Source organism: Variovorax sp. E3 (assembly GCF_016082275.1).
Taxonomy (GTDB): Bacteria; Pseudomonadota; Gammaproteobacteria; order Burkholderiales; family Burkholderiaceae_C; genus Variovorax.
Genome location: NZ_MOWM01000014.1, coordinates 14087 through 28334 on the forward strand (window position 1 = coordinate 14087; position 14248 = coordinate 28334).

Below are 14248 nucleotides of genomic sequence, written 5' to 3' on the forward strand. Positions count from 1 at the left end.
GGCTTCTTCAGTCTTTTTTCAGCGCATGCGCCAGAGGATGGGCGCAATGAACGCCGCCCAGCGCAGCAGGCGCTTGGGCCGGATCACCACCACGGCGGCCGCGGCGACGACGCCCGTGGCCACGGGGTGCGCCCGTGCAATGCGCAGCGCGGCGGCTGCCGCCGACTCGTTGGGCGGCGGTGCCTGTTCGCCGCCCTCTTGCGCATCGTGCGCGAATTGCGGCTCGCCACCGCCTTGCAGGGTCGCAATGCGCTGGCGCTGACGCTCCATGCGCGCCAGCAGCTCTTCGCGCGTGGCCGGCCTCGGGGGACGCGGTTCGTCTTCGTGCTGGTCCGGGTCCTTGCCAAGGCCGAAACGGTCCTGGACCCAGGCCCAGTCGCGTTCGAACTCATGGCGGGTCGGCACGAAGCTGTTGGACGCATTGCGCAGGTTCTGCAGCAGGCCGATGGCCGCCACCACCCACAGCACGATCCACACGCCCGCCACCGACCAGGCGGCCGTGATGCGGTACGGCGTGTCCCAGAAATGAACCACCACCGCCACGGACACCAGGGCCACCGTGACCGTGGTCAGCCCCAGCACCGCCAGCCCGAAGACGAGCATCAGCTTGAGGCGCTGCTTCTCGTCCTCCCAGGCCATGCGCAGCAATTGCACCCGGTCCTCGGCCGCCAAGGCGCCTTCGGCGGCGGCGATGCGCAGCCGGCGGACACGGGCGTCCAGCCCGAACAGGGACAGCAGCCTCATGGGCTACCCCCGGTCATGCCCGGGTGAACGATGCTGCGATAGGTATGCAGGTCAGCGGCGGCCAAGCAGCAGGCCCACCAGCACGCCGACGGCCAGTGCGGCACCGGCGATCTGCCATGGTTCGTCGTGCGCGTAGGCGTTGGCGGAGGTGGCTGCCTCGCGCGCCTTCTTGGCGGCGAGCTTGCTCTTTTCGGATGCGAGCTCGCGTGCGATGGCGAGCTTGGTGTCGATGCGCTGGCGCAGCGCCTTGATGTGGGGAACCGAATCCAGGTCCTTGCTGGCCAGCACGCCGCGCACGTCGCTCGCGATGTCTTCGGCTGCTGCTTCAAGATTTTGGGATGCACTCATTGGAATCTTTCCTCCGTGATGACACCGGCACCGCGCCGGCGGCTTCACGCCAGCAAATGGCGTACTGTCATGTTACAGGCTCAAAAGACCCTCATGCGCGACAGATGTGCAGACTTGTGCGCGATCGGGCCTCGAGATACTTCATGCGGCGCCGCTCAGCCTTCCGCGTCCGCCAGCAGGCGGGCGACGTGGCGGCCGATGGCCAGGCTGCTCGTGAGCCCGGGTGACTCGATGCCGAACAGATTGACCAGGCCCGCCACGCCATGCGAGGCAGGCCCGTCGATCATGAAGTCGGCCGCCGGTTCGCCGGGGCCGGAAATCTTGGGCCGCAGGCCCGCATAGCCCGGAATCAGCGCGCCGTCGGGCAGCGCGGGCCAGTACTTGCGAACCTCGGCATAGAAGCCGTCGCCGCGCGCGGGGTCCACCACCAGGTCATCGGCCGACGAGACCCATTGCACGTCGGGCCCGAACTTGGCTTGCCCGCCGAGGTCGATCGTCAGGTGCACGCCCAAGCCGCCCGGCTCGGGGACCGGATAGATGAGGCGGCCGAACGGCGCGCGGCCCGACAGGGTGAAGTAATTGCCCTTGGCGAAGTATTCGCGCGGCACCGCCGAAGGCGGCAGCCCCTCGAAGCGGCGTGCCAATGCCGGGGCGCCGAGCCCTGCCGCATTCACCACGCTGCGGCAGCGCAAGGCCGTGCCGTCTTCCGCGATCAGCACGATGCCATCGGGCCCGCACTCGGCGCGCGTGACGGGCGATTTCAACGCCAGCATGCCGCCAGCATTCTCCAGATCGCCCAGCAAGCTCAGCATCAATGCGTGGCTGTCGACGATGCCCGTGCTCGGCGAATGCAGCGCCGCCACGCAATGCAACTGCGGCTCCATCTCGAGGGCTTGCCGTTCGCTGATCAGCGCCAGGTCGTCGACGCCATTGGCGGCCGCCTTCGCGCGAATGGCATCGAGTTGCCCCGCCTGCTCGGGCGATGTCGCCACGATGAGCTTGCCGCAGCGCCGATGCGGCACGCCGCGCTCCTGCGCGTAGTCGTACAGCATCTGCTTGCCCTCGACGCACAGCCGCGCCTTGAGCGAACCCTGCGGGTAGTAGATGCCCGCATGAATGACCTCGCTGTTGCGCGAACTCGTTCCGGTGCCGATGGCACCTTCGGATTCGAGCACCAGCACCTCCCGGCCCGCGAGCGCCAACGCGCGCGCAACAGCCAGGCCCACCACTCCACCGCCGATGACGGCGCAATCAATTTCGTCCATCGTGCGAGCTTAGCAAGGCTCGCACGCCGCGCTCAGCCAATGCTCGGTGGCGGCTCGGGATCTGTGGGCTCGTCGGGCGGCGTGCTCGGGCCTTCGTCTGGCTCCACGGGCAGGTTCGGCTGGTTCGGCGTGATGGGGGTCGGAAGATCGGGGTGCGTGGCCATGGTCTTGCTCCTTTCCTCCCGGTTCTAGGCTGGCCCCAAGGAAAGTGCGACAGCTCCAGGCTGCACTTGCCGTCGGTGCGAACCGACAGTTCGCTCGACCAGGCTGCCGGCGCCATGCACGAAGAAAACGCGCAAGAAAAAAGCGACCTGGAAATCCAGGTCGCTTTTTGATGTTGGTGGGCGGTGGAGGTTTCGAACCTCCGACCCCAGCAGTGTGAATGCTGTGCTCTACCCCTGAGCTAACCGCCCGAAGCGCTGCGTTTTACTGCGTTGCTTTGAATTACGAATCGCGTTCAGCGAAGCCTCAGATTATGCCACAGCTTTTTCATCGTTTTGACGAAACAGTGTGCGACCACCACTAGATTTATCAAGTTGAGCCAACACGCCCTCGTGCGCGGCCAGTTCCTGGTCGGCCGCGAGGATCACCGGCAGCTCGAACTGGCTCAGGTCGACGGTCACCACGGTGGTGCCCTGCGCCGGCTCGTTCGATGCCACGTCGATCAGCAGCGCGTCCTGTCCGCGCGTGAGGTTGATGTAGACGTCGGCCAGCAACTGGGCGTCGAGCTTGGCGCCGTGGAAGGTGCGGTTCGAACGGTCGACACCGAAGCGGTCGCACAGCGCGTCGAGCGAGTTGCGCTTGCCCGGGTACACCTGCTTGGCCATCGCCAGCGTGTCGGTCACCTCGCTCACGAAGGTGCGCAGCGGCGGCAGGCCGGCGCGCTCGAACTCCTTGTTGAGGAAGCCGACGTCGAAGGCCGCGTTGTGAATGATCAGCTCGGCATCGCGCAGGTACTCGATGATGTCATTGCCCAGCGTGGCGAACTTCGGCTTGTCGCGCAGGAAGTCGGTCGTCAGCCCGTGCACCTTGAGCGCGTCTTCATGGCTCTCGCGCTCAGGGTTGAAATAGATGTGCAGGTCGTTGCCGGTGAGCTTGCGGTTGAACAGCTCCACGCAGCCCAGCTCGATGACACGGTCGCCGTTCTCGGCGGACAGCCCGGTGGTTTCGGTATCGAGAACGATCTGGCGACTCATCAGTGGTTTTCCTTGGCGTGGTTGATCGAGTACTTGGGAATCTCGATGGTCACATTTTCCTGCGCCAGGATCGATTGGCAACTCAGGCGCGATTGCGGCTCCAGGCCCCAGGCGCGGTCGAGCAAATCTTCTTCGCCCTCTTCCGCCTCGTTGAGCGAGTTGAAGCCCTCGCGCACGATGACGTGGCAGGTGGTGCAGGCGCAGCTCATCTCGCAGGCGTGCTCGAGGTTGATGTGGTTGTCGAGCAGTGCCTCGCAAATCGAGGTGCCGGCGGGCGCGGTGATTTCGGCGCCTTGCGGGCAGTACTCGGGGTGCGGGTAGATCTTGATCGTGGGCATGTCGTTGTTCTAGAGAGATTCGACCTTGCGGCCGGCAAGTGCGCGCGCAATGCCCGCGTTCATGCGCTGGGCGGCAAAGGCCTCGGTGTCGTCGGCCAGCTTCTTGGTGGCGGCCTCGATGACGGCGGCGTCGTTGCTGTCCTTGGCGGCTTCGCGCAGTTGCGCCATCGATGCGTCGATGACGGCGCGTTCTTCGTCGCTCAGCAGGTCGCCGTCGGCGTCGAGCGCGCTTTGCGTGGCGAGCAGCATGCGGTCGGCATCGACGCGCGACTCGACCAGCGCACGGGCCTGCATGTCCTGCTGCGCGGTGGAGAAGCTGTCCTGCAGCATCGTGGCGATCTGGTCGTCCGACAGGCCATACGACGGCTTCACGGCCACGCTCGCCTCAACGCCGCTGCCCTGCTCCTTGGCGCTCACGCTCAGCAGGCCGTCGGCATCGACGGTGAAGGTCACGCGGATGCGCGCGGCACCGGCCGCCATCGGTGGAATGCCGCGCAGCGTGAAGCGCGCGAGGCTGCGGCAGTCGGACACCAGGTCGCGCTCGCCTTGCACCACGTGCAGCGCCAACGCGGTCTGGCCGTCCTTGTAGGTCGTGAAGTCCTGCGCCATCGCCGTGGGAATGGTCTGGTTGCGCGGCACGATGCGCTCGACCAGGCCGCCCATGGTTTCGATGCCGAGCGACAGCGGAATCACGTCGAGCAGCAGTAGCTCGCCCGCGCCGTTGTTGCCGGCCAGCTGGTTGGCCTGGATGGCGGCGCCGAGGGCCACGACTTCGTCGGGGTTCAGGTTGACCAGCGGTTCGCGGCCGAAGAAATCGGCCACGGCGCGGCGGACCTGCGGCATGCGCGTGGAACCGCCGACGAGCACGATGCCTTGCAGCGCTTCGGGCTTGAGCTTCGCGTCGCGCAGCGCCTTGCGCACGGCGGTGATGGTGCGGTCGGTCAGCGGTTGCGTGGCCGCATAGAACTGCTCGCGGCTCAGGTCGAACGAGACGACCTTGCCCGCGACATCGGCCTTGAACGTCGTCGAGGCTGCATCGGTCAGCGCTTCTTTCGCAGCGCGCGCGGCCACGAGCAGCGCGGCCTTGTCGGCGTCGCTGCCGGCTTGCAGGCCAGTCTGCGCGAGCACGAAGTCGGCCAGCGCGTGGTCGTAGTCGTCACCGCCGAGGGCCGAGTCGCCGCCGGTGGCAATCACCTCGAACACGCCCTGCGTGAGCCGCAGGATCGAGATGTCGAAGGTGCCGCCGCCCAGGTCGTAGACCGCGTAGACGCCTTCGCTCGCGTTGTCCAGGCCGTAGGCGATGGCCGCGGCCGTGGGTTCGCTGATCAGGCGCAGCACGTTGAGGCCGGCGAGTTGCGCCGCGTCCTTGGTGGCCTGGCGCTGGCCCTCGTCGAAGTAGGCGGGCACGGTGATGACGGCACCGTAGAGCTCGTCGTCGTCGAAGGTGTCCTGGGCGCGGTAGCGCAGCGTGGCCAAAATCTCGGCGCTGATCTCGACCGGCGACTTGTCGCCCGCCAGGGTGCGGATCGCCACCATGCCGCCGTCGCTGCCCCCGATGCGGTACGACATCGCCTCACGGTTGGCGATGTCGGCCAGGCCGCGGCCCATGAGCCGCTTCACCGAGGTGATGGTGTTGGCCGGGTCCTGCGCGCGCGCGGCGAGCGCGTCGAAGCCGATCTGGCGGCGGTCGCCCGCGAGGTAGCGCACGGCCGAAGGCAGCAGCACGCGGCCCTGTTCGTCGGGCAGGCATTCGGCCACGCCGTTGCGCACCGAGGCCACCAGCGAATGCGTGGTGCCCAGGTCGATGCCCACGGCAATGCGGCGCTGGTGCGGATCGGGCGCCTGGCCGGGTTCGGAAATCTGAAGAAGAGCCATGCCTCTATTGTCCCAACTGATCGAATTTGGCTTCGACGTCCTGTCCGAAGCGCTCAATGAACATGAGGGCTCTCACCTGCTGCGCGGCGGCGGGGTAGTCGCCCTTTTCGTCGATCAGCCAGTCGAGCGACGACAGTGCGCGCGCGCGGCCGCTTCGACCTCGGCTTGCAGCTTCTCGAGCGAAGCCATGTCCTCGACATCGTCGAGCGCCTCGCGCCACTCCATCTGCTGCATCAGGAACTCGGGCGGCATCGCCGTGTTGTTCTCGGCGTTCAGCGGCGCGTCGTGCAGCTCGCAGATGTAGCTGGCCCGGCGGATCGGGTCTTTCAGCCGCTGGTAGGCCTCGTTGATGCGCACCGACCACTGCATGGCCACGCGCTGCGCCGCGGCGCCCTGCGCGGCAAAGCGGTCGGGGTGGGCTTCACGCTGCAGCTCTTTCCAGCGCGCGTCGAGCGCGGCGCGGTCCTGCGCGAAAGTCGCGGGGACGGCGAACAGTTGAAAGTCGGTGTCGTTCAGGTTCATGGCAATAAAAAACCGCCAGCACATGACATGGTGGCGGCTGTGGTCGCGGTTAGCGACGGCGCATCAGATGCGAAAGCTCTCGCCGCAACCGCAACGGTCGCGCTCGTTCGGGTTGATGAACTTGAAGCCTTCGTTCAGGCCTTCGCGCACGAAGTCGAGCTGCGTGCCGTCGATGTAGGCCAGGCTCTTCGGGTCGACCAGCACCTTCACGCCGTGGTCTTCGAACACCACGTCTTCAGGGGCGAACTCGTCCACGTACTCGAGCTTGTAGGCCAGGCCCGAGCAGCCGGTGGTCTTCACGCCCAGCCGCACGCCCACGCCCTTGCCTCGCTTGCCGAGGTAGCGGGTGACGTGTCGCGCAGCGGCTTCGGTCAGCGTGACGGCCATGTCAGTGGACGGCTTCCGCTTCGGCGGTCTTCACGCCGTGCTTGGCCTTGTAGTCGCTCACGGCGGCCTTGATGGCGTCTTCGGCCAGGATGGAGCAGTGGATCTTGACCGGCGGCAGCGCCAGTTCTTCGGCGATTTGCGCATTCTTCAGCGCAGCTGCTTCGTCCAGCGTCTTTCCCTTGACCCATTCGGTCACGAGCGACGACGAGGCGATGGCCGAGCCGCAGCCGTAGGTCTTGAAGCGTGCGTCTTCGATCACGCCGGTTTCCGGGTTGACCTTGATCTGCAGCTTCATCACGTCGCCGCAAGCCGGGGCGCCGACCATGCCGGTGCCAACGGAGTCGTCGCCCTTTTCGAAGGAGCCGACGTTGCGGGGGTTTTCGTAGTGGTCGATGACCTTGGAAGAATATGCCATGGTGTACCTCTCAAACTTTGTTCAATCGTGGAGCCGGGTGCGGTCGGGCGTCAGTGGGCCGACCACTGGATCGTGCTGATGTCGACGCCGTCCTGGAACATCTCCCACAGGGGGCTCAGCTCGCGCAGCTTGGCAACGTTGTGCTTGATGGTCGAAATGGCGTAGTCGATTTCTTCTTCGGTCGTGAAACGGCCGATGGTCATGCGAAGGCTGCTGTGGGCCAGCTCGTCGCTGCGGCCCAGGGCGCGCAGCACATAGCTGGGCTCCAGGCTGGCAGAGGTGCAGGCCGAACCCGACGACACCGCCAGGCCCTTGATGCCCATGATCAGCGACTCGCCCTCGACGTAGTTGAAGCTCATGTTCAGGTTGTGCGGCACGCGGTGCTCGAGGTCGCCGTTGATGAAGACCTGTTCGACGTCCTTCAGGCCGTCGAGCAGGCGCTTCTGCAGGCGGCGCGCATGGGCGATGTCGTCCTTCATTTCGAGCTTGGCGATGCGGTAGGCCTCGCCCATGCCGACGATCTGGTGCGTGGGCAGCGTGCCCGAACGCATGCCGCGCTCGTGGCCACCGCCGTGCATTTGCGCCTCGAGCCGCACGCGCGGCTTGCGGCGCACGTACAGCGCGCCGATGCCCTTGGGGCCGTAGGTCTTGTGCGAGGCCAGGCTCATCAGGTCGATGGGCAGCTGGGTGATGTCGATGTCGACCTTGCCGGTGGCCTGGGCCGAGTCGACGTGGAAGATCACGCCCTTTTCGCGGCACACGTTGCCGAGCGCGACCACGTCCTGGATCACGCCGATTTCGTTGTTCACGAACAGCACGCTGGCCAGGATGGTGTCGGGGCGGATGGCGGCCTTGAACTTCTCGAGGTCGACCAGACCGTTTTCCTCGACGTCGAGGTAGGTCACTTCGAAGCCCTGGCGCTCCAGCTCGCGCATGGTGTCGAGCACGGCCTTGTGCTCGGTCTTCAGCGTGATCAGGTGCTTGCCCTTGCCCTTGTAGAACTGGGCCGCGCCCTTGAGCGCGAGATTGATCGACTCGGTGGCGCCCGACGTCCAGACGATTTCGCGCGGATCGGCGTTGATCAGCTCGGCCACCTGGCCGCGCGCTTTCTCGACCGCCTCTTCAGCCTCCCAGCCCCAGGCGTGGCTGCGCGACGCCGGGTTGCCGAAGTGTTCGCGCAACCAGGGAATCATGGCGTCGACCACACGCGGGTCGACCGGCGTGGTCGCGCCGTAGTCGAGATAGATCGGGAAATGAGGAGTTACGTCCATGGCTGGCTCGTGCTGGCGTGGGGGTTGTTTTTTGATCTGGGCTGCTGCTCGTGCCGGCGCCCGAAGCGCGCCGGGAATCAGGGGACTCAGGACTTTGCGAAGACGTTGCCGAGGGCGAACACCGAATTCGGCGCGTTCACGCGAATCGGCTTGACCACCGGCTGGGCCGAAATGGCGCGCTTGACGACCGGCTTGTTCTCGATCTGCACGCCCTTGGCGATCTGGTCGTCGACCAGCTTCTGCAGCGTGACGGAATCGAGGAACTCGACCATGCGCTGGTTCAGCGAGGCCCACAGTTCGTGCGTCATGCAACGGCCGGCTTCGCCCAGGCAGTTTTCCTTGCCGCCGCATTGCGTGGCGTCGATGGGCTCATCGACGGAAACAATGATGTCGGCCACGGTGATGTCCGCCGCCTTGCGACCGAGGCTGTAGCCGCCGCCGGGGCCACGGGTCGACTCGACCAGTTCATGGCGACGCAGCTTGCCGAACAGCTGTTCGAGGTAGGACAGCGAAATCTGCTGCCGCTGGCTGATCGCGGCCAGCGTGACCGGACCGGTGTTCTGACGCAACGCCAGATCGATCATTGCCGTGACCGCAAAACGGCCTTTGGTAGTGAGACGCATCGCAAGCTCCTTCAAGTGCTTACCGTTGAAATGACACCGTGGTCTTGGACCGCGGTGACTTCGTCTCCGCCCTGCCCGACCCCTGACGCTGGTGAACCAGCCGGTAGGAGTCGGTCCTTCATCGCGAAGTTCTTTTTTTGTTGTTGAGTATTTCGCTCAAGTATAACAGAAGGCCCCGAACTCTGCTGGGGTAAACCCCAGCGCGGCTCGCTTGAAGAATATGAACCTTTGACCTAGCACCGGACTACTGCGGCAAAACCGCGATGTTGTCGCCGCCGGCGGCCCCGAAAGCCTGCTCCCGCAGCAGCGCCAACTGGTCGCGCACCCGGGCCGCCTTCTCGAATTCGAGGTTCCGGGCGTGCTCCAGCATCTGCTTTTCGAGCCGCTTGATTTCCCGGGCGATGTCTTTTTCGCTCATGTCCTCGACCTTGGCGCGTTCCAGGTCGAGCTTGGCCATTTCCTTGCCCGTCTTCTCGCTGTAGACGCCGTCGATCAGGTCGCGCACCTGCTTGACGATGCTGCGCGGCGTGATGCCGTTGGCCTCGTTGTGGGCGATCTGCCGGGCACGGCGACGCTCGGTCTCGTCGATGGCCTTTCTCATCGAGTCGGTCATGCGGTCGGCGTACAGGATGGCCTTGCCGCCCAGGTTCCGCGCCGCCCGGCCGATGGTCTGGATCAGCGAGCGCTCGGCGCGCAGGAAGCCTTCCTTGTCGGCGTCCAGGATCGCCACCAGCGACACCTCGGGAATGTCCAGCCCCTCGCGCAGCAGGTTGATGCCCACCAGCACGTCGAAAGTGCCCAGCCGCAGGTCGCGCAGGATCTCGACCCGCTCGACCGTGTCGACGTCGCTGTGCAGGTAGCGCACCTTCACGCCGTTGTCGCCCAGGTAGTCGGTCAGTTGCTCGGCCATGCGCTTGGTCAGCGTGGTGATGAGCACGCGCTCGTTCTTTTCCACGCGGATGCGGATCTCGCCCAGCACGTCGTCCACCTGGTGGGTGGCGGGGCGCACCTCGACCTCGGGGTCGATCAGGCCGGTGGGCCGCACCAGCTGCTCGACCACGTTGCCGGCATGGTCCTTCTCGTACTGCGCCGGCGTGGCCGACACGAAGATGCACTGGCGCACGCGCGCCTCGAACTCCTCGAGCTTGAGCGGCCGGTTGTCCAGCGCGCTCGGCAGGCGAAAGCCGTATTCGACCAGCGTGGTCTTGCGCGCCCGGTCGCCGTTGTACATGGCGCTGAGCTGGCCGACCATCTGGTGGCTCTCGTCCAGGAACATCAGCGAATCCTTGGGCATGTAGTCGGTCAGCGTGGCCGGCGGGTCGCCGGGGGCCGCGCCCGACAGGTGGCGCGTGTAGTTCTCGATGCCCTTGCAGTGGCCGATTTCGGCGAGCATTTCCAGGTCGAAACGGGTGCGCTGCTCCAGCCGCTGCGCCTCGACCAGCTTGCCCGCGCCCACCAGCTCCTTGAGCCGTTCGGCCAGCTCGATCTTGATGGTCTCGACCGCCGCCATGACCTTGTCGCGCGGCGTCACGTAGTGGCTCGACGGGTACACCGTGAAGCGCGGCACCTTCTGGCGGATGCGCCCGGTGAGCGGGTCGAACAGCTGCAAAGACTCGATCTCGTCATCGAACAGCTCGAAGCGGATCGCCAACTCGCTGTGCTCCGCCGGGAACACGTCGATGGTGTCGCCGCGCACGCGAAAGGTGCCGCGCGCAAAGTCCTGCTCGTTGCGCAGGTACTGCATGCGGATCAGCCGCGAGATCAGGTCGCGCTGGCCGACCTTGTCGCCGACGCGGGCAATCAGCCGCATCTCCATGTAGTCCTCGGGCGTGCCGATGCCGTAGATGGCGCTCACTGTGGCCACGATGACCGTGTCGCGGCGCTCCAGCACGCTCTTGGTGGCCGACAGCCGCATCTGCTCGATGTGCTCGTTGATCGAGGAGTCTTTCTCGATGAACAGGTCGCGCTGCGGCACGTAGGCCTCGGGCTGGTAGTAGTCGTAATAGCTGACGAAGTACTCGACCGCGTTCTTCGGAAAGAACTCGCGGAACTCGCTGTACAGCTGCGCGGCCAGCGTCTTGTTGGGCGCGAACACGATGGCCGGTCGGCCCAGCCGGGCGATCACGTTGGCCATGGTGAAAGTCTTGCCCGAACCGGTCACGCCCAGCAGGGTCTGGTACACCTCGCCGTCGAGCACGCCCTCGACCAGGCCGTCGATGGCCTTGGGCTGGTCGCCGGCCGGCGGATAGGGCTGGAACAGCTCGAAAGGCGAGCCGGGATATTTGATGAATTCGCCCTGTTTCCCCGGCCCGATCGGGTCCAGTTTCTTCAGGTCTGCTATGGCTTCGTTGTTCTCTGGCATGGCTGTTCCCGACAGGTGGCGCTCGCGCCGGTAAAATTCAAGGCAACCGGAAAGCATAAAGCCTCCTCCGGTTGCAGCGAAGCTTTCATCCCAAAGGACCTTTCCATGTCTATGTTCACCGCGGTCGAAATGGCACCGCGCGACCCGATCCTCGGCCTCAACGAGCAATTTGCAGCCGACACCAACCCCAACAAGGTCAACCTCGGCGTCGGCGTCTATTACGACGACAACGGCAAGCTGCCCCTGCTCGAATGCGTGCAGGCCGCGGAACAGAACATGATGAAAGCGCCCACGGCGCGCGGTTATCTGCCCATCGACGGCATCGTGGCGTACGACAACGCCGTCAAGGCACTGGTCTTCGGCGCCGACAGCGAACCCGTCACCTCCGGCCGCGTGGCCACCATCCAGGCCATCGGCGGCACGGGCGGCCTGAAGGTCGGCGCGACTTCCTGAAGAAGCTCAGCCCCTCCGCCAAGGTGCTGATCAGCGACCCGAGCTGGGAAAACCACCGCGCGCTGTTCACCAACGCCGGCTTCGAAGTCGAAAGCTACCCCTACTACGACGCGGCCACGCGCGGCGTCAACTTCGACGGCATGCTGGCCGCCCTGAACGCGGCACCGGCCGGCACCATCGTCGTGCTGCACGCCTGCTGCCACAACCCGACCGGCTACGACATCACCGCGGCCCAGTGGGACCAGGTGGTTGCCGCCGTCAAGGCCAAGGGCCTGGTGCCCTTCCTGGACATGGCCTACCAGGGCTTCGGCTACGGCCTGAAGGAAGACGGCGCCGCCGTCGCCAAGTTCGTCGACGCGGGCCTGACCTTCTTCGTCTCGACCTCGTTCTCCAAGAGCTTCAGCCTGTACGGCGAGCGCGTCGGCGCCCTGTCGGTGCTGTGCGAGAACAAGGAAGAAGCCGGCCGCGTGCTGTCGCAACTCAAGATCGCCATTCGCACCAACTACAGCAACCCGCCCACGCACGGCGGCGCCGTGGTGGCCGCGGTGCTCAACAACCCCGAGCTGCGCGCCCTGTGGGAAAAAGAGCTGGGCGAGATGCGCGTGCGCATCAAGGCCATGCGCCAGAAGCTGGTCGACGGCCTGAAGGCCGCCGGCGTGAAGGAAGACATGAGCTTCATCACCACCCAGATCGGCATGTTCAGCTACTCGGGCCTGACCAAGGACCAGATGGTGCGCCTGCGCAACGAGTTCGGCGTGTACGGCACCGACACCGGCCGCATGTGCGTGGCCGCGCTCAACAGCAAGAACATCGACCACGTCTGCGCGTCGATTGCCAAAGTCATCTAAGTGACAGCAAAGTGTGAGGGAATCCGTCCCAGCGACGATTCCTTCACGCTCTTGCGCGGAAGCACCCTCGCGGCGGGGTCGGTGTAGGGGTTAGGCCCCCTGCAACGCAGCGAATGCGCTGATATATTGCACCGCAACATTCAACTCCAAGACCAGCGATGCTCTATCAACTCTACGAAGCCCAGCGTTCCTTGATGGAGCCGTTCTCGGACTTCGCCCAGGCGGCATCCAAGCTCTACGGCCAGGGCGCCGTGTGGGGCCAGTTGCCCATGGCCCAGCGCATGGCCGCGGGCTACGACCTGCTCTATCGCCTCGGCAAGGACTACGAGAAGCCCGAGTTCAACATCAAGTCGGTGAAGGTCGACGGCGAAGAAGTCGTCATCCAGGAAGCCATCGAGCTCGACAAGCCCTTCTGCGAGCTGCGCCGCTTCAAGCGCTTCACCGACGAGCCGCACATCCTCAAGACGCTCAAGAGCCAGCCCGTGGTGCTGATCGTGGCGCCCCTGTCGGGCCACTACGCCACGCTGCTGCGCGACACCGTGCGCACCATGCTGCAGGACCACAAGGTCTACATCACCGACTGGAAGAACGCGCGTCTCGTGCCGCTGTCCGAAGGCGAATTCCACCTGGACGACTACATCAACTACGTGCAGGAGTTCATTCGCCTGCTGCAGTCCGAATACGGCAATTGCCACGTGGTGAGCGTGTGCCAGCCGACCGTGCCCGTGCTCGCGGCCGTGTCGCTCATGGCCAGCCGCGGCGAGCCGCTGCCGCTGACCATGACCATGATGGGCGGCCCCATCGACGCGCGCAAGTCGCCCACGGCGGTCAACAACCTCGCGATGAACAAGAGCTTCGAGTGGTTCGAGAACAATGTGATCTACCGCGTGCCGCAAGGCTTCCCCGGTGAAGGCCGCCGCGTGTACCCGGGCTTCCTGCAGCACACCGGCTTCGTGGCCATGAACCCCGACCGCCACGCCACCAGCCACTACGACTACTTCAAGGACCTCATCAAGGGCGACGACGCCAGCGCCGAGGCCCACCGCAAGTTCTACGACGAGTACAACGCCGTGCTCGACATGGACGCCGACTACTACCTGGAGACCATCCGCACCGTGTTCCAGGAGTTCGACCTGGTCAACGGCACCTGGGACGTCAAGAACCCCGACGGCCAGGTGGAGCGCGTGCGCCCGCAAGACATTCACTCGACCGCCCTGCTCACCGTCGAAGGCGAACTCGACGACATCTCGGGCTCGGGCCAGACCGAAGCCGCGCACAGCCTGTGCACCGGCATCGACGATTCGCAGCGCGAGCACTACGAAGTCAAGGGCGCGGGCCACTACGGCATCTTCAGCGGCCGCCGCTGGCGCGAGCTGGTCTACCCGAAGGTCGTGAAGTTCATCGCCGCCAACGACCAGCCGCAGCGCCGTGCCAGCGCCCGCGATGCGCTGGCCGCCGAAGACACCGTGAAGCCGGGCCGCAAGGCTGCGGCCGCCCCGGCCGTCGCCGCCAAGAAGGTCCCCGCCCGCAAGGCGGCAACCGTCGCCGTGAAAAAGCCCGTGGCCCGCAAGAAGCTCGGCGCCGCCGCCGCGCGCTGAAGC

General features: G+C 65.6%; 13 protein-coding genes, 1 tRNA gene and 2 pseudogenes. 2 read left to right on the forward strand and 14 right to left on the reverse strand.

Annotated elements, in window-relative coordinates; translation table 11 throughout:
- Positions 1-18: 18 nt before the first annotated feature.
- The 14 genes and pseudogenes from BMG07_RS07775 to uvrB all read right to left on the reverse strand — a co-directional run bounded on the left by BMG07_RS07775 (position 19) and on the right by uvrB (position 11346).
- Positions 19-744 carry a phage holin family protein gene (locus BMG07_RS07775; protein ID WP_198084062.1) on the reverse strand — a complete coding sequence of 242 codons (726 nt, stop codon included), beginning with the start codon at positions 742-744 and terminating at the stop codon, positions 19-21.
- A 51-nt stretch (positions 745-795) separates the two neighbouring features.
- A complete protein-coding gene (locus BMG07_RS07780) occupies positions 796-1092 on the reverse strand; it encodes a DUF883 family protein (protein ID WP_081268986.1) in 297 nt (98 codons plus the stop codon).
- Positions 1093-1247: 155 nt separating this feature from the next.
- Positions 1248-2357, reverse strand: coding sequence for an NAD(P)/FAD-dependent oxidoreductase (locus BMG07_RS07785; protein WP_198084063.1), 1110 nt, complete (start codon positions 2355-2357; stop codon positions 1248-1250).
- 32 nt (positions 2358-2389) lie between these two features.
- Positions 2390-2521, reverse strand: coding sequence for a stereocilin (locus BMG07_RS07790; protein WP_198084064.1), 132 nt, complete (start codon positions 2519-2521; stop codon positions 2390-2392).
- 174 nt (positions 2522-2695) lie between these two features.
- A tRNA-Val gene (locus BMG07_RS07795) sits at positions 2696-2770 on the reverse strand.
- Between the two features lie 60 nt (positions 2771-2830).
- The gene (gene dnaQ, locus BMG07_RS07800) at positions 2831-3553 is read right to left on the reverse strand and encodes a DNA polymerase III subunit epsilon (RefSeq protein ID WP_198084065.1); all 723 of its coding nucleotides are present in this window, start codon (positions 3551-3553) and stop codon (positions 2831-2833) included.
- The gene (fdx, locus tag BMG07_RS07805; protein ID WP_198084066.1) at positions 3553-3891 is read right to left on the reverse strand and encodes an ISC system 2Fe-2S type ferredoxin; all 339 of its coding nucleotides are present in this window, start codon (positions 3889-3891) and stop codon (positions 3553-3555) included. Before fdx ends, dnaQ begins: the two co-directional genes overlap by 1 nt.
- Before the next feature lie 9 nt (positions 3892-3900).
- A complete protein-coding gene (gene hscA / locus BMG07_RS07810) occupies positions 3901-5766 on the reverse strand; it encodes a Fe-S protein assembly chaperone HscA (protein ID WP_198084067.1) in 1866 nt (621 codons plus the stop codon).
- A 4-nt stretch (positions 5767-5770) separates the two neighbouring features.
- A pseudogene (hscB, locus tag BMG07_RS07815) lies at positions 5771-6288 on the reverse strand (Fe-S protein assembly co-chaperone HscB).
- A 63-nt stretch (positions 6289-6351) separates the two neighbouring features.
- A complete protein-coding gene (iscA, locus tag BMG07_RS07820) occupies positions 6352-6675 on the reverse strand; it encodes an iron-sulfur cluster assembly protein IscA (protein ID WP_012747263.1) in 324 nt (107 codons plus the stop codon).
- Between the two features lies 1 nt (position 6676).
- Positions 6677-7090, reverse strand: coding sequence for a Fe-S cluster assembly scaffold IscU (gene iscU / locus BMG07_RS07825; protein ID WP_198084068.1), 414 nt, complete (start codon positions 7088-7090; stop codon positions 6677-6679).
- A gap of 50 nt (positions 7091-7140) precedes the next feature.
- Positions 7141-8361: an IscS subfamily cysteine desulfurase gene (locus tag BMG07_RS07830; RefSeq protein WP_198084069.1), complete on the reverse strand. Its 1221-nt coding sequence runs from the start codon at positions 8359-8361 to the stop codon at positions 7141-7143.
- 86 nt (positions 8362-8447) lie between these two features.
- Complete coding sequence (gene iscR, locus BMG07_RS07835) at positions 8448-8984, reverse strand: Fe-S cluster assembly transcriptional regulator IscR (protein ID WP_093237517.1); 537 nt, start codon at positions 8982-8984, stop codon at positions 8448-8450.
- A gap of 244 nt (positions 8985-9228) precedes the next feature.
- Positions 9229-11346, reverse strand: coding sequence for an excinuclease ABC subunit UvrB (uvrB, locus tag BMG07_RS07840; RefSeq protein ID WP_269758756.1), 2118 nt, complete (start codon positions 11344-11346; stop codon positions 9229-9231).
- Between the two features lie 105 nt (positions 11347-11451).
- Between uvrB and BMG07_RS07845 the strand changes: the two are divergent.
- Together BMG07_RS07845 and BMG07_RS07850 are read left to right on the forward strand one after the other, a co-directional pair.
- Positions 11452-12647 (forward strand): annotated as a pseudogene (locus tag BMG07_RS07845) (amino acid aminotransferase).
- Between the two features lie 158 nt (positions 12648-12805).
- Complete coding sequence (locus BMG07_RS07850; RefSeq protein ID WP_198084070.1) at positions 12806-14245, forward strand: polyhydroxyalkanoate depolymerase; 1440 nt, start codon at positions 12806-12808, stop codon at positions 14243-14245.
- Positions 14246-14248 lie beyond the last annotated feature (3 nt).

Coding starts and splice junctions, on each gene's coding strand:
- iscR (WP_093237517.1), bottom strand. CDS start 8,984: ATGCGTCTCACTACCAAAGGCCGTTTTGCGGTCACGGCAATGATCGAT.
- fdx (WP_198084066.1), bottom strand. CDS start 3,891: ATGCCCACGATCAAGATCTACCCGCACCCCGAGTACTGCCCGCAAGGC.
- iscU (WP_198084068.1), bottom strand. CDS start 7,090: ATGGCATATTCTTCCAAGGTCATCGACCACTACGAAAACCCCCGCAAC.
- uvrB (WP_269758756.1), bottom strand. CDS start 11,346: ATGCCAGAGAACAACGAAGCCATAGCAGACCTGAAGAAACTGGACCCG.
- hscA (WP_198084067.1), bottom strand. CDS start 5,766: ATGGCTCTTCTTCAGATTTCCGAACCCGGCCAGGCGCCCGATCCGCAC.
- BMG07_RS07780 (WP_081268986.1), bottom strand. CDS start 1,092: ATGAGTGCATCCCAAAATCTTGAAGCAGCAGCCGAAGACATCGCGAGC.
- iscA (WP_012747263.1), bottom strand. CDS start 6,675: ATGGCCGTCACGCTGACCGAAGCCGCTGCGCGACACGTCACCCGCTAC.
- BMG07_RS07850 (WP_198084070.1), top strand. CDS start 12,806: ATGCTCTATCAACTCTACGAAGCCCAGCGTTCCTTGATGGAGCCGTTC.
- BMG07_RS07775 (WP_198084062.1), bottom strand. CDS start 744: ATGAGGCTGCTGTCCCTGTTCGGGCTGGACGCCCGTGTCCGCCGGCTG.
- dnaQ (WP_198084065.1), bottom strand. CDS start 3,553: ATGAGTCGCCAGATCGTTCTCGATACCGAAACCACCGGGCTGTCCGCC.
- BMG07_RS07785 (WP_198084063.1), bottom strand. CDS start 2,357: ATGGACGAAATTGATTGCGCCGTCATCGGCGGTGGAGTGGTGGGCCTG.
- BMG07_RS07790 (WP_198084064.1), bottom strand. CDS start 2,521: ATGGCCACGCACCCCGATCTTCCGACCCCCATCACGCCGAACCAGCCG.
- BMG07_RS07830 (WP_198084069.1), bottom strand. CDS start 8,361: ATGGACGTAACTCCTCATTTCCCGATCTATCTCGACTACGGCGCGACC.